Below are 19,536 nucleotides of genomic sequence, written 5' to 3' on the forward strand. Positions count from 1 at the left end.
TCGATCCGCCATCTCAAGGGTTCGCAGGCCGAGCGCGACGCCCAGCAGCAGCAGGCGAGCCGGACCAAGCAGATCCTGTCGGCCGCAGGCTTGCCGGTGATGGAATCGCCGACCCATATCGTGCCGCTGCTGGTCGGTGACCCCGAGCTCTGCAAGATGGCCAGCGACCGCCTGCTTGGCGTGCACGGCATCTACATCCAGCCGATCAACTACCCGACCGTGCCGCGCGGCACGGAGCGACTGCGCATCACGCCGACACCGTTCCATTCGGATGAGTTGATCGCTGGACTGCAGGATGCGCTGGTCGAGACCTGGGATGCACTGGGCATTCCCTATGGTTCCGCCGGCCGGCCTTCTGTCGCCAAGAGCGACCGGATCGTGCCGCTGCTGGTGCCCAAGTCAGGCGGCTGAAAGCCCGTTTGAAACTCAACTCCGGCGGCATCTGAGGCACCAGAGCGACTTCCAGTTCGGGCTTCGCCGCCTGCTCAGACAGTTCCCATCCACTTCGCCAGCCGATGCGCGGCCTCCTCGATCTGGTCGAGGCGGCGGTGGAAGCACAGCCTGAGGAAGGCTTCGCCGCCGGGACCGAAGGCGGTTCCCGGCGCCAGGCCGACATTGGCCTTGTCGACGATATCGAAGGCCGCCGTGCGCGAATCGGTGATGCCGTCGACCGTGAAGAACAAGTAAAAGGCGCCTTGCGGCACGGTAAACCGGGCGCGGCCGGTGGCGCCGAGAATGCCGCAGACCAGGTCGCGCGCCTTCCTCGCCCGCTCCACCTGTTCGGCGACGAAACCATCGCCCTCGTCGAGAGCTGCGACAGCGCCGCGCTGCATAAATTGGGCGACGCCGGAATTCGAATACTGGATCAGGTTCTCGAACACCTGCTGCAGGCTCGGATGCGTCTTGATCCAGCCGACGCGCCAGCCGGTCATTGCCCAGTTTTTGGAAAAGGAGTTGACGAACAGGATGCGGTCTTCCGCCGTGGCGATGTCGAGGAAGGACGGCGCACGGCCAGGGCCATAGTGGAACAGCGAATAGATTTCGTCGGCGATGATCCACACGTTCTTGGCGCGGGCGAGATCGAGGATCGCCCGCAAGGTCTCGTGATCGGCGGTCCAGCCGGTCGGGTTCGACGGCGTGTTGATGAACAGCGCCTTGGTGCGCGGGGTGATCGCCGCGGCGATCTTCTCGACGTCGCAGGACCAGCCATTGCCGGAATGATCGAGCGTGACCGGCACCGGAACGGCGCCCGACAGGGCGGCGGCGGCGTCGAAATTCGGCCAGGCCGGCGACAGATAGATCACCTCATCGCCAGCGCCGGCGAGAGCGGTAAGGGACATCTGGATGGCATGCATGCCGGATCCGGTGACGATGAACTGTTCCTCCGGGAAGGTCTTGGCGAAATGCCTGGCGTAGTAGCGGGCCAGCGCCTGCCTGAGGTCGGGAATGCCCCTCTGCCAGGTGTAGAACGTCTCGCCGCCTGCCAGCGCCTTCGACGCGGCATCGGTGATGAAGGCCGGCGTCGGCAGGTCGCCCTCGCCGGCCCAGAGCGGGATCAGCCCCTCACGCAGGCGGCCGTAATTGACGACGGCGACAATGCCGCTCTCAGGTGCGGCACGGGCTTCGGCGCGAAAGCTGTCGATCAGGCTCATAGACAAATCCGTTTTCGATTAGGGTTGCCGCTCTTTACCAGATGCTTGAACGGAAAACCCCGGCCGCGAACGGCCGGGGTTTTGGTCCAGCAACGGTTGGCTACATTATCGCTTGGCGAGCAGATCTCGGATTTCGGTCAGCAACGCAACATCGGCGGGCGGCGGCGCGGCGGGGGCCGCAGGCTTCTCGGCCTCGAGCCGCCTGCGCAGATTGTTCACCGCCTTGACCATCAGGAAGATGACAAACGCAATGATCAGGAAATTCAGCGCCACGGTAATGAAGCTGCCATAGGCAAAGACCGCGCCTTGCTTGCGCGCATCTTCCAAGTTGGTGGCGGTTACATTGTGCGACAGCCCAATGAAGTAGTTATTGAAATCGACCCCTCCGAGTGCGCCAATGAAAGGCATGATGACATCGTCAACCAACGAAGTGACGATCTTGCTGAAAGCTGCGCCGATGATGACGCCGACGGCCAAGTCCATCACATTGCCCTTGGAAATGAATTCCTGGAATTCTCTCAGCATTCGACCCTCCTTGTCATGGCCGGCCGCGCTGCCGCTCCGTCCTTGGCTTCGACCTGAAGGCAACATAACAAAAACCTGCGGTTGCAACATGGGCAAAAAGGGGAAAGCAACCGCTTTCTCCTTAGGCGCCCGGGCTCGCTTCGTCGCCCCGATCATGCTGCCAAAGCCGCGATGGACTCCAGCGCCAAGCTGTGATTGCGTTCGCACAAGCCGGATAAAAAGGCGGCAAAGGAGGAAATTCCAGGCGTGCAGGGCTTGTTCATCGTCATCATCGCGATCGCCTATGTGACGCTGCTGTTCGCCATCGCCAGCCTGGGCGACCGCCGCTCGGCTGTCTCCGGACCCGGCCGCGCGCGGCCCTTCATCTATGCGCTCAGCCTTGCCATCTACTGCACCTCCTGGACCTTCTTCGGCTCGGTCGGGCTCTCCTCCGAGCGCGGCCTCGAATTCCTCGGCATCTATACCGGCCCGGTGCTGGTGTTCGTGTTCGGCTTCCCGCTGCTCAACCGTATCGTGCGGCTGGCCAAGACCGAGAAGATCACCTCGATCGCCGACTTCCTTGGCGCCCGCTACGGCAAAAGCTTCACCGTCGCCGCGATCGCCACGCTGATCGCGACCATCGGCGCGGTGCCCTACATCGCGCTGCAACTGAAGGCGATCTCCGGCTCGGTCAGCCTGATGGTCGAGCACTATACGGGATCGCCGCCCTCCTTCGATCCGTTCGTCAGCGACATCTCGCTGGTCGTCGCCATGCTCTTGGCGCTGTTCGCGGTGCTGTTCGGCACCCGCCACGCCGACGCCACCGAGCACCAGGACGGACTGGTGCTGGCGGTGGCGGTCGAGACCGTGGTCAAGCTTGCCGCCTTCCTGGCGATCGGCCTGATGGTCACCTTCCTGATCTTCGGCGGCCCGGGCGACATGTTCGCCAAGCTGGCGCAGAACGGGCAGGTGCGCCAGGCGATGGGCTACAACACTTCGCTCGCCACCTGGCTGGTGCTGACGGGCTTGAGCGGCTTTGCCATCATCCTGTTGCCGCGGCAGTTCTACGTCACCATCGTCGAGAACCGTGGCGAGGCCGAACTGCGCACGGCGACCTGGGTGTTCCCGCTCTACCTCGTGGCGATCAACCTGTTCGTGCTGCCGATCGCCTTTGCCGGCCTGTCGCTGGTCGGCACCGGCACCAGCAGCGATCTCTACGTGCTGTCGCTGCCCCTGTTCAGCGGCCATGATGTGCTCGCCATGGCGGCCTTCATCGGCGGCTTGTCGGCGGCAACGGCCATGGTGATCGTCGAAAGCGTGGCGCTGTCGATCATGATCTCCAATGATCTCGTCATTCCGCTGTTCGTACGCCGGCTGCTCAAGACCTCGACCTCGGAGAACGAGGACTGGTCGACGCTGATCCTCAATGTGCGGCGCGGGGCGATCTTCATCCTGTTGTTCATCGCTTTCCTCTACTACCGCGAGAGCACCAACAGCGCACGACTGTCATCGATCGGCCTGATGTCGTTCGCGGCCATCGCGCAGTTCGCGCCGGCACTAGTCGGCGGGTTGATCTGGCGTGGCGCCAACGGCAGGGGCGCCGCGCTCGGCATGGTCGCCGGCATCCTCGTCTGGGGCTACACGCTGCTTTTGCCCTCGCTTGTCGCGCCCGATACCGACATGGTCGTGCACGGGCTGTTCGGCTTCGAAGCGCTGCGGCCGCAGGCCCTGTTCGGCACTGTGGCCGAACCACTGAACCACGGCGTGTTATGGAGCCTGTCGATCAACACGCTGTTCTTCGTGCTTGGCTCGCTGTCGCGCGCGTCGGTGCCGCTGGAGCGCATCCAGGCATCGATCTTCGTGCCAAGGGATGCCGGCCCGATGCCGAGCCTGCGCCGCTTCCGCACCGCCATCACCGTCAACGACCTCAAGGATACGATCGGGCGTTATCTCGGCGTCGAACGCACCGAGCGCTCCTTCCAATCATTCGAAAAGACCAACGGCACCACGCTGCTCGGCAAGGAGCAGGCGAGCATGGACGTCATCCGCTTCTCCGAGCAACTGCTGGCAAGTGCTGTCGGTTCCTCCTCGGCGCGGCTGATCCTGTCGCTGCTGTTCCGGCGCCACGACCGCGAATCCAGCGATGCCTTCCGCCTGCTCGACGACGCCACCGAAGCGCTGCAGCACAACCGCGACCTGTTGCAGATCGCGCTCGACCAGATGGAGCAGGGCATCACTGTCTTCGACCGCGATTTCAGGCTGATCTGCTGGAACCGCCAGTACCGGGCGCTGTTCGACCTGCCCGACGACATGGGCCAGGTCGGCGTCTCGCTCGACCAGGTTCTGCGCCATCTCGCCGAACGCGGCGACATTCCCGCCGACCAGCGCGTGACGATGCTCAACCGGCTGACCAGTTTCGTCAGCCCCTGGCAGATGGAGCTCAAGACCAGCGGCCGCATCCTGGAACTGCGGTCCAACCCAATGCCGGATGGCGGCATCGTCGCCACCTATGCCGACATTTCCGGCCGCGTCGAACAGGATCTGGCGCTGAAGCGCGCCAATGAATCGCTGGAGCAGCGCGTCAAGACCCGCACCATCGAACTGACCCGCGTCAACGAGGAGCTGGCGCAGGCGCAGATGCTGGCCGAGGAGGCCAATCTCGGCAAGACGCGCTTCCTCGCCGCCGCCGGCCACGACATCCTGCAGCCGCTGAACGCCGCCCGGCTTTATTGCTCCTCGCTGATCGAGAAGGCCGGCAAGGGTCCGGCCGGAAAGGCGGCGGTCAACATCGAATCCTCGCTGGAATCGGTCGAGACGATCCTGGGCGCCGTGCTCGACATCTCGCGCCTCGATGCCGGCGCGATGAAGCCGGATGACAGCGCCTTCACACTCGACGGACTGCTGAGCCAGATCGGCAACGACTTCCGGCCGCTTGCCGCCGAAAAGAAGCTCGGGCTGACGATCATGCCATCGTCGCTGACGGTGATGACGGACCGCAATCTGTTGCGCCGCCTGATCCAGAATCTCGTCTCGAACGCCATCAAATATACCCGCCACGGCCGCATCCTGGTCGGTGTGCGGCGGCGCGGCGAACTGGCAGAGATCCAGGTGATCGATACCGGCATCGGCATTGCCGGTGACAAGCTGAACACGGTCTTTCGCGAATTCACGCGACTGGACGAGGGTGCGCGCGAGGCCGAGGGCCTCGGCCTCGGCCTCTCCATTGTCGACCGCATCGCCAGGGTGCTCAGGCTCGAAATCCGCATCTTCTCCAATCCAGGCAAAGGCACGCGCTTTTCCGTTGTCTTGCCGGTCGCTGCCATGCAGGAGCCGCGACGCGAGATCGAAAAGACCAGAGGCCCTGCCCGGGCGGCGGCTTCGTTGGCGGGATTGCATGTGCTTTGCATCGACAATGATGCCCGCATCCTCGAAGGCATGCGGCTGCTGCTCGAAGGCTGGGGGTGCCATGTCGACACCGTATCCGGCTCACGCGATCTGGAGACCGCCGCGATCGGCCGCCCGGACATCGTGCTTGCCGACTACCATCTCGACGGCGAAACCGGTCTCGACATCATCGTCAGGCTGCGGGCGGCCCATGGCGCCGGCCTGCCGGCCGTATTGGTCACGGCCGACCGCTTCAACGAGGTGCGGGCGGCCGCAAGCGGGCTCGAGATCCCGGTGATCAACAAACCGCTGAAACCCGCCGTGCTGCGTTCGATGATGGCCAGGGTCAGGCCGCTGGCCTCGGCGGCGGAATAGGTCAGCTCGTCGGCTGCAGCGGGTCGCCGCCGATCTTGGATAAAAGGATCACCGCCTGGGTACGGCTGTCGACGCCGAGCTTCTGCAGAATGGCCGAGACATGCGCCTTGATGGTCGCCTCGGAGACGCCGAGTTCATAGGCGATCTGCTTGTTGAGCAGGCCTTCCGCCAGCATGCCTAGCACCCGGGTCTGCTGCGGCGTCAGCGCCTGCAGCCGCTTGATCAGGTCCGAAATTTCGGGATCGCGCTCGACGCCGAGATCGATGCCGGCGGGTGCCGCGATGTCGCCGGCAAGCACCGACTGCACGGCATTGCGGATCTCCTCCATGCTGGCCGATTTGGAGATGAAGCCGGAAGCGCCGAGATCGAGCGCGCGCCTGATCGTCGCCGGGTCATCGTGCGCCGAGACAACGACCAGCGGCACCGACGGATGGACGCCGCGCAGCGAAACCAGGCCGGAGAGACCGCTGGCGCCCGGCATCGACAGGTCGAGCAGCACCAGATCGACATCCTCATTGGCCACGACCAGCGCCTTGGCGCTTTCGAAATCGCCGGCCTCGTGGATGGCGGCGACATTGCCGATGCCGGCGAGCGCCTCGCGCAGCGCGCCGCGAAACAGCGGATGATCGTCGGCGATGACGAAAGAATAGCCTGACGGCAAATGTCCCTCCCCGAATCCCCGATGATTTTTTAGGCTTTTTCCGGGGCACGTTGGACGATTATGAGGGGCGGCGCGCTGTTTTCAAGCGGCAAAGCCAGCGCGCCGCGTTTTCCCTTGTCTATAGCGCTCAGGTCTTCTGCGAGTTGAGCTGGGCGCCGTCACCCTTGTCCTTGTCCATATCCTTGACGATGCCCATGAAGCCGCGCAGGAAGCGCTCCATGTAGCTCATCGTCTTGTTGAATTCCTCCTCGCTCGGCAGCTTCGATTCGAGCCGGGCGGAGAGCGAATTTTCCAGCTTGGTGACGCGCTCGTCCATCGCCTTCATCGAGGTCTGCAAGCGGTCGACCTCGTCCTGGAAAGCGGCGCGCTCGTCGGCCGCCATCTTGCAGACGAGCTGCCCGGAGCGTTCCTCGCAGATCGACATCGCGCCGGTCTGGGTGTCCATGCGGATATAGCCGGTGGCCGACTTTTCCAGCCGGTAGCGATCGGTTTCTTCCGAATATGCTGAAGCCGCGACCAGCGAAACGAGCGCGGCGGGGATCAAGATGTGCTGCAGACGCATGTTGTCCTCCATGGCCAAAGCCTAAAATATCGCATCTTTGCGCCGGAAATGGGGAAGACCCTTGGCGTGGCCTTTCCCGCACGGCTGGTTCGGATTCGTTTTGACGCAATTCCGGACGGAAAACCGTTTCACACTTGTCCTGGAATTGCTCTATAGCGCAACCATGTCTCAGTTTATCTATAAGATAACCCCGGAAGCGGCTTGGCGCGAGGCCGAAACCAATGGCCGTTTCACTGGTGCCGCGATCGATGTCGCCGACGGCTTCATCCACTTCTCCACGGCTTCGCAGGTCAGGGAAACAGCGGCAAAACATTTTTCCGGCCAGACGGATCTTCTGCTGGTCGCCATCGACGACGCCAGCCTGGGCGATGCCCTGAAATACGAAGTCTCGCGCGGCGGCGCGCTATTCCCGCATCTTTACGGCGTGCTGGACCTGAAAGCGGTCAAGTGGGTCAAGCCATTGCCGCTCGGCGCCGACGGCACCCACCAGTTCCCGCCGCTGGAGGGGCAATGAGCGTGCTCAACCGGCTCGGCCAGAAGCTGCTGTTCACCTTCGATCCGGAAATAGCGCATGGCCTGTCGATCGCGGCGTTGCGCTGCGGCCTGCCGGTTGGCGCGCGTGCAACGCGCGATGCCAGGCTGAAGGTCTGTCTCTGTGGTCTCGATTTCCCGAACCCGCTCGGCATGGCGGCCGGCTATGACAAGAACGCCGAGGTGCCCGATGCGCTGCTTGGCCTCGGTTTCGGCTTTGCCGAGGTCGGCACGGTCACGCCGCTGCCACAGGCCGGCAATTCGAAGCCGCGCATCTTCCGGCTGACGGCGGATGAGGCGGTGATCAACCGTCTTGGCTTCAACAATGAAGGCCATGCGGCTGCCGAAAAACGCCTCGCCGCCCGCAAGGGTCGTGGCGGCATTGTCGGGGTCAACATCGGCGCCAACAAGGATAGTGCCGACCGCATCGGCGACTATGAGCGCGGCGTCGCCCGCTTTGCGGCCTATGCCAGCTATCTCACCGTCAACATCTCCTCGCCCAACACGCCGGGTCTGCGCAACATGCAGGCGCGCGAACAGCTCGGCGAACTGCTGTCGCGGGTCATGGCCGCACGCGCCGTGGCGTCCGCGCAGCCGCCGGTCTTCCTGAAGATCGCGCCGGACCTGGTCGAGGCCGAACTGGAGGACATCGCCGCCGAGGTGACCGAGAAGCGGATCGACGGCGTCATCGTCTCCAACACAACCATTTCGCGACCGGCCTTGCGCAGCGGCGACGTTGCGCGCGAGACGGGCGGACTGTCGGGCAAGCCGCTGTTCGAACGCTCGACCATCGTGCTGGCGAAAATGCGCAGGCTGCTCGGCCCGGATACGGCCATCATCGGCGTCGGCGGCGTCGATACCACGGACGCCGCACTGGAGAAAATCCGCGCGGGTGCCGATCTCGTCCAGCTCTACACCAGCATGATCTACGCCGGACCGGCACTGCCAAGCCGCATTATTGCAGGGATGGCAAGCTTCATGGAAAAAGGGCGCCTCAAGTCCATCCGCGAATTGCGCGACAGCAATCTCGATCGGTGGGCGTCGAAGCCACTCAGCTGAACGCCGTGCGCATTCGCAGCTGCAAAATCGCCAGCAGGCTGAAGCCGCGTGCCAAAAGGAACACGTGCAGCGCCGCCCACAGGCCGTGATTGCCGAAGGCCGGCGCCAGGGTCAGCAGCGCGGCGGCGAAAACCAGGAACGACAAGAGCATCATGTTGCGCATGTCGCGCGACCAGGTCGCGCCGATGAAGACGCCGTCCATCTGGAACGCCAGCACGCCGCTCAGCGCGGTGAATGCCGCCCACGGCAGGTAGATGTCGGCCACGGAGCGGACCTCCTGCGATGTCGTGACGACGGCGACCAGATTGGCGCCGGCCAACAGAAGCACCAGCGTCGCGGCCCCGGCCAGCCCGAAACCCCAGAACAGCGTCAGCCGCACGGCCTGACGGAAGGGCTGCTCCGCGCGTGCACCGACGGCGCGGCCGGCGAGCTGTTCGGCGGCGGTGGCGAAACCGTCGAGGAAATAGCCGGCGACAAGGAAGAAATTCATCAACACCGCATTGGCGGCCAGCGTCACGGTGCCGAACTGCGCGCCCTGGCGCGTGAACAGCGCGAAGGCGGCAAGCAGCGAGAACGAGCGGATCATGATATCGCGGTTGAGCGACATCATGCGCAGGAAGGCGGACATGTCGAGCAAGCGATGGCGGGGCAAGGGCGGCGCCGTCCGGAACCGCCTGATGACGATGGCCAGACCGAGCAGCATGGCCAGGAATTCGCCACTGACGGTCGCCCAGGCGACGCCGGCGACGCCCCAGCCAAGTCTCAGCCCGAGCAGGAAGCAGAGCGCGATGTTGATGCCGTTGAGCACCAGTTGCAGCACCAACCCAAGCCCGCCCTCGCCGCGGCCCAGCACATAGCCAAGGATGGCGTAGTTGATCAGCGAGAAGGGTGCGGCGAGCAGCCTGATCCTGACATAGACGCCCATCGCCTCGCTGACGCGTGGTCCGGCATCCATGAACCACTGGCCGCCGACCGCGATCAACGGCGAAAGTGCCGCCATTACGATGCCGGCGACGACCGCGATCAGCACGGCGCGCCAGAACACCGCCTGTTCCTCAAGCGCGTCGCCACGCCCGAAAGCCTGGGCCACGAGGCCGGTGGTGCCGGAGCGCAGGAAATTGAAGCTGGTGAAGACGACGTCGAAGACCAGTGCGCCCGCCGCCAGGCCGCCGAGCAAGGCGGCATCGCCGAACTGGCCGATCACGGCCGTATCGACTAGGCCGAGCATCGGCGTCGTCAGATAGGCAAGCGTCATCGGCACCGCGATGGCGAGCACGGAACGGTTGGTGACGACGAAAGGTTTCGCGTCGGCTGTGGTCGCGCCCTTGTCCAAGGATTGCTGCCTTGCTGATTGCGGCTTGATCGAGGGTCCGATGTGCCCCATTTTCCTGCCACCGCGCAATCACCCTTGCCGCGACGGCCAACCGAAATCCCGGTCTGGCGCGAGCCCGCCGGACCGAGTCCATGCCCCTGCAGATCGTCCACCATCCCGACTACGACGCCGGCTTCGCCGTCAACCACCGCTTTCCGATGAGCAAGTATCCGCTGCTGATGGAGGCCTTGCACGCACGCGGCCTGGCCGGCGCGCTCAACACAGCGGAACCCGCGCCGGCATCATGGCTGAAGCTTGCCCATGCGGCCGATTACGTCGATCAGGTCATCGGCTGTTTTGTGCCGGAAAAAATCGAGCGTGAGATCGGCTTTCCGATCGGCCCGCGTGTTTCGCGTCGCGCGCAGCTTGCCACGGGCGGCACTATACTGGCGGCGCGGCTCGCCTTGCGTCACGGCATCGCCTGCAACACCGCCGGCGGCAGCCATCATGCGCGGCACGCGCAAGGCGCCGGCTTCTGCACCTTCAACGATGTCGCCGTCGCCGCGCTGATGCTGCTCGCGGAGGGTGCCGCGCACAACGTCCTTGTCGTCGATCTCGACGTGCATCAGGGCGACGGCACGGCGGACATTCTGGGCGATGAACCGCGCGCGTTCACCTTTTCAATGCATGGCGAGCGCAACTACCCGGTGCGCAAGATCGCCTCCGACCTCGATGTCGCGCTGCCCGACGGCACCGGCGATGCACCCTATCTCGAAAGGCTCGCCGCGATCCTGCCGGAACTGTCGGCCATGCGGCATTGGGACATCGTTTTCTACAATGCCGGCGTCGACGTCCATGCGCAGGACCGGCTTGGCAGGCTGGCGCTTTCCGACAACGGCCTGCGCAGCCGCGACGAGATGGTGATCGGCCATTTTCGCGCAGACGGCATCCCCGTCTGCGGTGTCATCGGTGGCGGTTATTCCACGGACGTGCCGGCACTTGCCGCGCGCCACGCCATCCTGTTCGAGGTGGCCTCGGGCTACGCCTGACGAACTTTTTCGAGCATGGCCTATTTCCGGTAGTTGGCGATCCTGAGCAGGATGAAGGCCGGAACGACGATCGCGGCGCCGAGCAGGATATAGCCAAGGAAGCGGTCGATGGCGCGGAAGCCCAGGTTCCAGACATCCATGAAGAACTTCTGGATGCCATAGAAGACATCCATCGGCGACCAGCCGAAGGCGTTCATGACAAGGCCGACGAGGAACGAGACCACCAGCAGCTTCAGGATCACCCTGAACGGCGAGTCGCCGAGAAAACGCGTCAGTGCGGACAAGGCCGTCTCCCGATTGAGATGCCCAGACTCACGGGCACCGCCCAGAAATACGTGCTTGGCGGCTATCCATCAAGCCAGCGCGGCCCGCGCGGCAGAAAGTGTGCGTGGCGTGGAACTGTCGGTCCGTTCGTGACGGCGCAGGACGCGCCCGGCCGTTCGATAGCGCCCTCGATCCCGGCTTATCTGTTTTCTAACCAATTGCCGCTATTGCCGTTCCAAGAGCGGGAGCCAGGCTTTGGCGGGAACAGGAAAAATCGGCGCGCACCGCACAGTCATGCTGTCGGTCGTGGTGCCATGCTACAATGAGCGCGACGGCGTGGCCGAGCTTCATCGACGCGTCAGTGCCGCATGCCTCGAGCAAAGCCCTTCCTACGAGATCGTGCTTGTCATCGACGGGGCGACCGACGGCACCCGCGAGGCCATTTTCGAACTGGCCGAAAAGGACGACCATGTGGTCGCCATCGACCTTGCCCGCAATTACGGCCATCAGATCGCGCTCAGCGCCGGGCTGGAATTCTGCCGCGGCGAGCGCATCCTCATTCTGGACGCCGACCTCCAGGATCCGCCCGAACTGCTCGGCGCAATGATGGCGAAGATGGATGAAGGCTTCGACGTCGTCTACGGCCAGAGGATGAAGCGCGACGGCGAGAGCTGGTTCAAGCTGGCTTCCGCCTCGATGTTCTATCGATTGCTGGGCCGGATGGTCGATGTCGAGATCGCGCAGGACTCCGGAGACTTCCGGCTGATGAGCCGCCGCGCGGTGGACCATTTGAACGCGATGCCCGAACGCTACAGGTTCATTCGCGGCATGGTGAGCTGGATCGGGCTGAGGCAGGTCGCCTTCCCCTATGAAAGGCACCGGCGCTTTGCCGGCACCACCCACTATCCGTTGAAGAAGATGGTTCTTCTGGCGGTCGACGCGATGACCAGCTTTTCGATCGTGCCTTTGCGGTTCGCCTCGCTGCTGGGGATGATGTTCGGCGTGCTCGGGCTGGTCGTGCTCGGCTATACGCTGTTCGAATGGTCCAGGGGCAACGTGGTGCCCGGCTGGACGAGCCTTGCCGCGATCATGCTGATCATGGGCAGTGTGCAGCTTCTGGTGCTCGGCATATTCGGCGAGTATCTCGGCCGCATGTATATGGAGACCAAGCGGCGGCCGCTCTACTTCGTCAACGAAATCGTTTCGCGCGACCAGCCAGCCAAGGACAGCGACCTGCCCGTCCATCGCCTGCAGGAGATGGCGAAAAGAGCCGCGCGTGGTTGAGGCGAAGGTCGACCGGATACAACGGGAACGGCATGGACAGGATGCGGTCGGCTCTTCCGTCTGATTTCTCGCGGATGCTGCGCTTTGGCGCCGTCGGGCTGCTCAACACGGCGCTTGGATACACGCTCATCCTGACCGGGTTGTGGCTGGGACTGGGCGACATCGTTTCCAACGCGGCAGGCTATGCAGCGGGCCTCACCCTTGGCTTTTTCCTCAATCGCCGATGGACATTCACTACTGCCGGCGGCTTTCGCCCCGGCACAGCCGTTCGATACGCGATCACCTTCATTGTCGCCTATAGCGCCAATCTGGGCATAGTGATCGCCGCCATGTCCGCCGGCATCATCGAAAACCCGTTCGCCCATCTGGCTGGAAACTGCCTCTACACCGTCATCTTCTATCTCGGCTCGTCCCGTTTCGTCTTCGTTGGCGATGCGGATGATGCCGTGGCCGCAACGAACGCGAAATGGCCCGGAGTTGCGACATGACCGAGGCCGCAGCATCGCGACGGCAACGCCGTCGCTTGGAGCCGTGACATGACACAAGCCGCAGCGATTGTGATGGCGACGCCGTCACCCGGAGTTGCGACATGACACAGGCCGCTGCGATCGTGACGGCGTCGCCGTCACTGGGGGACGCGCAACGCATCAGGCTGATATTCTGCCTTCTCTGCGCGTGCGTCGTGGCCTATGTGCTCACCGCCTTCGCCGGCGCGATCCTGCAGGATCCCGACAATTGGTGGCAAGTGAAGGTCGGGCTGGACTTCCTGGCAAACCGGACGTTTCCAACCGTCGACCCCTATTCCTATACGTTCGCCGGCCAGCCCTGGATCGCCAAGGAATGGCTGGGTCAGGTGCTTCTGGCCCTTGCTTACAATGCGGGCGGCTGGAATGGCGTCGTCACGCTGATCATCGCCACCGTCGGCCTGACGGTCTTCCTGATGGGATGGTTCCTCAGCGCCTGGCTGAAGCCGATCCTGGCGATAGCACTGGCCTTCACAGCGGCTTTCCTGGTCGCTCCGATCTATACGGCGCGCCCGCACGTCTTCACCTTGCCGATCATCGTCGTCTGGACGGCAATGCTGTTTCGCGCCGCGCATGAAGAGAAAGCCCCGCCCCTGTGGCTGCTCGTGCTTGTCGTCTTGTGGGCGAACCTGCACGCCACCTTCACCCTGAGCTACGTCATCGCTGGATTTGCCGGACTGGAACTGCTGTCGCGGATCGGCCTGTCGAAGCCGGCGCTTCTGGCAAAATGGGTTGCGTTCGGATTGCTCTGCCCACTGGTCAGCCTGATGCATCCCTATGGGGTGAAGGCCATCCTGGCCACGTTCACCGTCGCCTATGGCAACGAGGCGGTGCCGCTCATCCTGGAGTGGCGCCCATTCAATGCCCAGGAGCACCTCTTCCAGGAAGCGGTGATGCTGCTGGCGCTTTTCGGGCTTTTGGTATCGAAGCTCCGGATCGGCTGGGCCAAGGCGATGTTCATCGTCTTCGCCTTGCATGTCTATCTCAGCCATATGCGATTTGTGTATCTGCCTTTCCTTTTGATTCCCCTGGTGATCGCGGTCGAGGTCGCATGGCAGTATCCTTCGCTCTCAACCACGACCTGGTTGGCGGAAAAACGTGACGGGCTGGAAAAGCTCTTGGCCAGCCGATTCCATATGCTCTGCGGCACCATGGCTGTCTTGCTGGTCGGTGCGGTCTTGATCCTCGGCAGCGCCTATCAGGTCGCACCGAGCCCGAAGACATCGGCCAGCGGCGCCCTGGCATTCGCCGTGGATCACCACCTCACAGGCAACGTGCTGAACTCCTACAATTTCGGCGGCACGCTGATTTTCCATGACATCAAGACCTATATCGACGGCAGGACGGACCAACTGTTCCTGGGCGGATTCACGAAAGCCGATGAGGCGACGGGCAAGAGCGACGGAAAGCCGCGGCTCGAGGCCCAGCTGAAAAAATATGCTGTTGGCTGGGCGCTGCTTACAGCCGACGATACCCGCATACCGTTCTTCGCGGAATTGGGCTGGAAGCGGGCCTATGCGGACGACTATGCCGTGATCTACCTGCCCGGCGCCTGATTTTTACGGCGATTTTTCAACGCCGATCTTTCAACGCCTGCGCCAATCGGCTTCATCAATCGAACACCGGTTTGCCTTGACACCGATGTTGCAGTGCAGCAAAGTTGCGCGACAGAGGGTAGATCTGTGCGACCAGCAAACTGGCATTTTTCGCAATATCAGGACGTCGCCGCATGAGCGATGCAGCAAGCTGCGGCAAGCCAACACCGCCGACCCCATCATCCGGACCGGTCAAATGAACTACAGGCGCGACATCGACGGTCTGCGGGCGATCGCGGTGCTGCCCGTCGTGCTCTTCCATTTCGGCCTGTCCGCCATTCCCGGCGGCTTTACCGGGGTCGACATCTTCTTCGTCATATCGGGCTATCTGATCAGCGGCAGCCTGCTCGACGATCTCGAGCGCGGCCAGTTCTCGATCGGCCGCTTCTACTGGCGCCGTGCGCGCCGCATCCTGCCGGCGCTGACCTTCGTCATCGTGCTCGCGAGCATTGCTGCCTGGTTCATCCTTTTGCCGACGGATCTACACGAATTCAGTCTCAGCGTGATCGCGGCCTCGACCTTCTGGTCGAACATCTATTTTTGGAAGACGACCAACTATTTCTCCATCGATGCCGCACTGCGGCCGCTGCTGCACACATGGTCGCTTTCGGTCGAGGAGCAGTACTACATCTTCGCTCCGATCCTTGTGTATCTGATCTACCGCTATGCCTCGAAACGCTGGCTGACGATATTGCTGCCGATCGCCATCGGCAGCTTTGCCGTCGCGGTCATGGCAACCACGCTGGCGCCGACCGCCGGCTTCTATCTTTTGCCGACACGGATCTGGGAACTGGCGCTGGGCGCCATGCTGATGCTGAAAAGGCCTCCGGCGCTTGCCAGCCGGCTGGCGATGGAACTGATCGGGCTGGCCGGCTTTGTCCTTGTCGCGGCCGGTTTCCTGACGATTTCGGAAAGCGACCCGTTTCCGGGCTACAATGCCCTGTTGCCCTGCGTTGGAACGGCGCTGCTCATCTATGCCGGCACCGATCGCGCGGGCGCGGAAGGGCCGGCACCCATTGCCACCCGCGTGCTTCGGTTCGCCCCGCTGGTCTGGGTCGGCCTCATTTCCTATTCGCTCTACCTGGTTCACTGGCCGATCAACTCGTTCGTCCACTATCTCTCCCTGAAGGCCATCGGAGTGCCGACGATCGTCGCGATGACGGTGGCCAGCTTCGCCCTGGCGACGTTCTCCTGGAAATATGTCGAGCAACCCTTTCGCCAGAAACGGGCGTTCACCGCCCCCTTGCCCATCTTCGCCTTTTCAGCGACGGCGATCGCGCTGCTGTGCGCCGTTGGCCTGACTGGTGCGCTGGGCAACGGTTTTCCGCAACGGTTCCCGGATTTTTCGACCGAACGGATTCGCGTCGGCGACTGGCGCAACGGCGTCTGTTTCAATGAAGGCGAGACCCGGATCGAGACCTGGAACCTCGCCGACTGCACCCGCACGCAGGGCTTTGCCACCAATGTGCTGCTGTGGGGCGATTCCTTTGCAGCCCATTATGTTCCGGGGCTCGACGCCAACGCGCAGAAGGTCCAGGCCAACGTCATCCAATACACCTATGCCGGCTGTCCACCTGACCTGAGCTATTTTTCCTATGCCCGGCCGGCCTGCACCCGCTTCAACGAACGGGCCCTGTCGATCATCCGGGAGGCCAATGTCCAGGCGGTGATCCTGAGCGGCCGTTGGAGCGACTACCAGATCAGGGGCTTCGATGGCCTGCAGAAGACAGTCGACCGGCTTCGCGAAATGGGCGTCAAGGTCTATGTCATCGGCCAGTCTCCGGAATTCGTCGCCGACGTCCAGAAAATCGCTTTCTTCGCAACGCGGGAGCATGCCACGAACACGTCCTGGCCTATGGCCATGGATCCGGACATCAACAAGCGAGTGCTGCCATTCGTCAAAGGCGCTGATTTCATCGACCCGCTGGCCTATCTGTGTGACGCGGCCGGCTGTTCCTATGCCGATGCAGGCACCAGGCAATTTCTCTACTTCGACTACGGCCATTTCTCGACCGCCGGAGCGGCGCTCGCCATCTCGAAATACTGGCCGAGCTTTGCCGCGAGCAACGAAGTCGCGAAGGCAAAAGGGCAATCCGCGGGCCATGGACCCGCTGAGCCGCCGCAACTTGCGACAGGAGCCGGTTTGCGATTGCCCGGAGGCTAATCCTCATGGTAACGAGGCTGCTGCGCGGGTATGATGTAATGGTAGCCTGTCAGCTTCCCAAGCTGAACGCGCGGGTTCGATTCCCGCTACCCGCTCCAGCATATGCCGCAAGGGTTTGCGCCTGGTTTGGAGCAAGCTAAATTGGGTGGTTATTACAGGCAGTTTTACCGCTTCGTTCCGCTTTTTGGTCGAGTCGCTCTCTTGGACGCTACAGCGCGCGTCCGACGACGACCTCATAGGTTGTGCAAATGTATGACGGCTACCGCACCCAGCTGGTGCTCGACGGGGCCGGCGGCCGGGCGTTTACCAAGATGGAGCACGACTGGTCAAAGCGCTATTGGCCGATCGTTGCCGCCGTGGAGAAGCTGCCGGCGAAATCATTGATCCTCGACGGCGAGATGATCGCGCCCGAGCCGGACGGCCGGCCGAACTTTCACGCCATGCAATCGCGCATTGGCATGGAATGCCGAGCTGCTTGCCTTCGTCGCCTTCGACATCTTGCACAAGGATGGCGAGGATCCGCGCCCGCTGCCGGTGATCGAGCGCAAGGTGATTCTGTGGAACCTGGTAAAGCCCGCCGACGGCGTCATCCAGTACAGCCAGTACCTTGAAGGCGGTGGCGCCGAGTTCTTCGCGGCCGAGCGAATGGCCTCGAAGGCATTGTGTCGAAGCTCCTACCGCAGCGGCACCAGGGATGAGGCTTGGGTGAGGGAGTTCGGCCCCAATGTGCTGGTTTTCCGATCAGTGCCGCCCGTCAAATAAAACCGCCGTCGACCGGGCACAAAAAAGCCCAGGGGGCCAGCGGGCTTAAGTGTCATAAGGCTGACGAGGAGTAGGGTTTGAATTCCCGTCGCGGGGCAAATTAGCTGGAACTAGCATAAGGACAATTAGTCCAACGGCGTATCACGCTTACCCTGCCCATTAGCCGTAGCTAAACTTATCTGGACTCACTGCCACTTTGGAAGCATTCTTCCTTTGGGAGTGAGGGGCGTGGGCAAGGTCCAGCGTCATCAAGGTGCCAACCAGGCTGATCGCTGGCGAAAGAACGCCAGGAAGCGGCGGCCAGCTTCATCCTTCGAAGGTAACGTTCAGTATCAGGAACACTCTATGATGGACGTCAGCACGCTTCTAACAATTTTGCGTAGCCGCAAGGTGAACCTATGGGTTGAAGGGTCCCGGCTTAGATGCAGTGCTCCTGTGGGCGCAATCGACGCGGAATTGAAATCGGCACTTGTCGATCAGAAAGATGAGATAATTGCCCTCCTGCAAGCGGATACGCCGCCAGGTCATTTGGCTGAAGCGCCGCCAGCTAGATCCGAACAGCCAGCAAGCTCGACACTGCAGACGATTTGTCGCGAAGTTGCTGCACCGGTCCCGGTGGCACCTGAACGAATGACGCAATTTGTGAGCGAATTGCGCAGTTGCAGTTTTGACCTCGCTAGTTGCGCAAAGCGACTGGGGGTTTTTCCTCGCCTAGGGGTTAATTTCTGGGCCTCGATGAGACCCGACTGGGTCGCTCGTGCAAACGATCCCATCGACAATCTTATTTCGCTCTTTATTGATGGCCGTCAGGTCAACGCGAACCTCTTTGCCAAACAGCTTACGTCGAGGTTCGTCGATACAGCGCTTGATATGGGCCTCCTGACCGACTGTGCGGGCGGAGTCCTGCAAGCGAACGCGTGTTTATTTCCTTGCTACGGCAGCTACATTGTAACGGACCATCCTGCCAAGAATTCCACAATCAATCAGGTCATGTGGCTGTGGGGAGAGAGCTTTGTTCTCGGCGGCTTGGTCAAAAGAAGTCCACGACGGCGGGCAGTCGATTTGGGGACAGGATCCGGTATTCACGCGATACTGGCCGCAGATCATTGTTCGTCGGTTATCGGCGCGGACATCAATCCGCGCGCTGTTGAGTTTGCAACGTTCAATGCAATGCTTAACGGCAAAAGCAACGCACAGTTTATTTTAAGCGATTTGTTCAACTCAATCGAGGGAACATGCGATCTCCTCTTGGCCAATCCTCCTTACGCTCCTGATAGTGCAGCGCAACCAGGAGACAATTTCTGGAGCGGCGGACTGCAAGGGACCGATCTGCTTCGAAAAATTGTCGAATCGCTGCCTGCCAAGCTCGATCCTGACGGAACAGCCCATCTAATTGCCCTCTATCCGAATCCGCCCGCCACAAAGACTCGAGATCATTTTGATATGTGGCTTGGTGGGAAGATAGGCGACTGGGATGTGCTGGATCACACCTGGCCGGTGCCGCACTACGAAGATTTATTCTCCTTGCAGCCCTACCAGGGCGACAAGAGCGCGTGGCGTTTCGGCGTGGTCAGTCTGCGTCGCTCTGCCTCCGGAAATGGTTGGTGGAAAGAGGGGGCCGGCAGAGGTTTGTTTTTCGGGACGGATGGACGCTGCAACTTGGTTGCCGATCACGACAGCCACTGACCCCTTGCGCTGGGAAGAACCGCGGCATTGTAACCGTCCGACGGTTTTACATTTCGACGGTAACCCATTGATTTCAAACAAGCGCTATTTGCCCGATTTTACACGGTATTCGTTGGAATCCGGTCGAAAGGGCTAGCTTCCCAAGCTGAACGCGCGGGTTCGATTCCC

17 protein-coding genes and 1 tRNA gene are annotated in these 19,536 nt (G+C 62.3%); 12 read left to right on the top strand and 6 right to left on the bottom strand.

Going from position 1 to position 19,536, the window contains the following annotated elements; genetic code table 11:
- A partial coding sequence (locus X743_RS0137035) for an aminotransferase class I/II-fold pyridoxal phosphate-dependent enzyme (RefSeq protein WP_031258468.1) occupies nt 1-411 on the top strand: 411 nt, incomplete at its 5' end.
- A 74-nt stretch (nt 412-485) separates the two neighbouring features.
- Here X743_RS0137035 and X743_RS143280 read toward each other — a convergent pair.
- Nucleotides 486-1,652, bottom strand: coding sequence for a pyridoxal phosphate-dependent aminotransferase (locus X743_RS143280; protein WP_023768330.1), 1,167 nt, complete (start codon nt 1,650-1,652; stop codon nt 486-488).
- Nucleotides 1,653-1,757: 105 nt separating this feature from the next.
- Nucleotides 1,758-2,177 carry a large conductance mechanosensitive channel protein MscL gene (mscL, locus tag X743_RS143275; protein ID WP_023768331.1) on the bottom strand — a complete coding sequence of 140 codons (420 nt, stop codon included), beginning with the start codon at nt 2,175-2,177 and terminating at the stop codon, nt 1,758-1,760.
- A 246-nt stretch (nt 2,178-2,423) separates the two neighbouring features.
- Between mscL and X743_RS143270 the strand changes: the two genes are divergently transcribed.
- On the top strand, nt 2,424-5,915 hold the full coding sequence (locus X743_RS143270) for a PAS domain-containing hybrid sensor histidine kinase/response regulator (protein WP_023768332.1): 3,492 nt from the start codon (nt 2,424-2,426) through the stop codon (nt 5,913-5,915).
- A 1-nt stretch (nt 5,916) separates the two neighbouring features.
- Here the strand turns inward: X743_RS143270 and X743_RS143265 are convergent, their stop codons facing one another.
- Both X743_RS143265 and X743_RS143260 read right to left on the bottom strand, forming a co-directional pair.
- Nucleotides 5,917-6,576 (bottom strand): response regulator transcription factor, encoded by a 660-nt coding sequence (locus X743_RS143265; protein ID WP_023768333.1) that lies wholly within the window; start codon nt 6,574-6,576, stop codon nt 5,917-5,919.
- Between the two features lie 127 nt (nt 6,577-6,703).
- Complete coding sequence (locus tag X743_RS143260; RefSeq protein WP_023768334.1) at nt 6,704-7,138, bottom strand: hypothetical protein; 435 nt, start codon at nt 7,136-7,138, stop codon at nt 6,704-6,706.
- Nucleotides 7,139-7,301: 163 nt separating this feature from the next.
- Between X743_RS143260 and X743_RS143255 the strand changes: the two genes are divergently transcribed.
- Together X743_RS143255 and X743_RS143250 are read left to right on the top strand one after the other, a co-directional pair.
- Nucleotides 7,302-7,652, top strand: coding sequence for a DUF952 domain-containing protein (locus tag X743_RS143255; RefSeq protein WP_023768335.1), 351 nt, complete (start codon nt 7,302-7,304; stop codon nt 7,650-7,652).
- Nucleotides 7,649-8,728 carry a quinone-dependent dihydroorotate dehydrogenase gene (locus X743_RS143250; RefSeq protein WP_023768336.1) on the top strand — a complete coding sequence of 360 codons (1,080 nt, stop codon included), beginning with the start codon at nt 7,649-7,651 and terminating at the stop codon, nt 8,726-8,728. The genes X743_RS143255 and X743_RS143250 overlap by 4 nt, the downstream gene beginning before the upstream one ends.
- Here the strand turns inward: X743_RS143250 and X743_RS143245 are convergent.
- Nucleotides 8,721-10,061, bottom strand: a complete 1,341-nt coding sequence (locus tag X743_RS143245; protein WP_023768337.1) for an MATE family efflux transporter — start codon at nt 10,059-10,061, stop codon at nt 8,721-8,723. The two genes, X743_RS143250 and X743_RS143245, sit on opposite strands and share 8 nt — an antisense overlap.
- A 131-nt stretch (nt 10,062-10,192) precedes the next feature.
- On the opposite strand from X743_RS143245, the gene X743_RS143240 reads away from it, so the two are divergent.
- The gene (locus tag X743_RS143240) at nt 10,193-11,089 is read left to right on the top strand and encodes a histone deacetylase (RefSeq protein ID WP_023768338.1); all 897 of its coding nucleotides are present in this window, start codon (nt 10,193-10,195) and stop codon (nt 11,087-11,089) included.
- 20 nt (nt 11,090-11,109) lie between these two features.
- On the opposite strand, the gene X743_RS143235 is transcribed toward X743_RS143240, so the two are convergent.
- On the bottom strand, nt 11,110-11,373 hold the full coding sequence (locus tag X743_RS143235) for a DUF6460 domain-containing protein (RefSeq protein ID WP_023768339.1): 264 nt from the start codon (nt 11,371-11,373) through the stop codon (nt 11,110-11,112).
- A gap of 274 nt (nt 11,374-11,647) precedes the next feature.
- Between X743_RS143235 and X743_RS143230 the strand changes: the two genes are divergently transcribed.
- From X743_RS143230 to X743_RS1000000170010, 7 genes are all read left to right on the top strand, one after another.
- Complete coding sequence (locus X743_RS143230) at nt 11,648-12,637, top strand: glycosyltransferase family 2 protein (protein ID WP_051508621.1); 990 nt, start codon at nt 11,648-11,650, stop codon at nt 12,635-12,637.
- A 32-nt stretch (nt 12,638-12,669) separates the two neighbouring features.
- Nucleotides 12,670-13,125, top strand: a complete 456-nt coding sequence (locus X743_RS143225) for a GtrA family protein (RefSeq protein ID WP_023768341.1) — start codon at nt 12,670-12,672, stop codon at nt 13,123-13,125.
- Between the two features lie 101 nt (nt 13,126-13,226).
- A complete protein-coding gene (locus X743_RS143220) occupies nt 13,227-14,717 on the top strand; it encodes a hypothetical protein (RefSeq protein ID WP_023768342.1) in 1,491 nt (496 codons plus the stop codon).
- Between the two features lie 235 nt (nt 14,718-14,952).
- A complete protein-coding gene (locus X743_RS143215; protein WP_023768343.1) occupies nt 14,953-16,920 on the top strand; it encodes an acyltransferase family protein in 1,968 nt (655 codons plus the stop codon).
- A gap of 24 nt (nt 16,921-16,944) precedes the next feature.
- Nucleotides 16,945-17,018: transfer RNA gene (locus tag X743_RS143210), tRNA-Gly, on the top strand.
- 355 nt (nt 17,019-17,373) lie between these two features.
- Nucleotides 17,374-17,682, top strand: a complete 309-nt coding sequence (locus X743_RS1000000172980) for a hypothetical protein (protein WP_023768344.1) — start codon at nt 17,374-17,376, stop codon at nt 17,680-17,682.
- A 228-nt stretch (nt 17,683-17,910) separates the two neighbouring features.
- Complete coding sequence (locus X743_RS1000000170010) at nt 17,911-19,368, top strand: methyltransferase (RefSeq protein WP_198028499.1); 1,458 nt, start codon at nt 17,911-17,913, stop codon at nt 19,366-19,368.
- Nucleotides 19,369-19,536 lie beyond the last annotated feature (168 nt).

The organism is Mesorhizobium sp. LNHC232B00 (genome assembly GCF_000502435.1).
Classification (GTDB): Bacteria; Pseudomonadota; Alphaproteobacteria; order Rhizobiales; family Rhizobiaceae; genus Mesorhizobium; species Mesorhizobium opportunistum.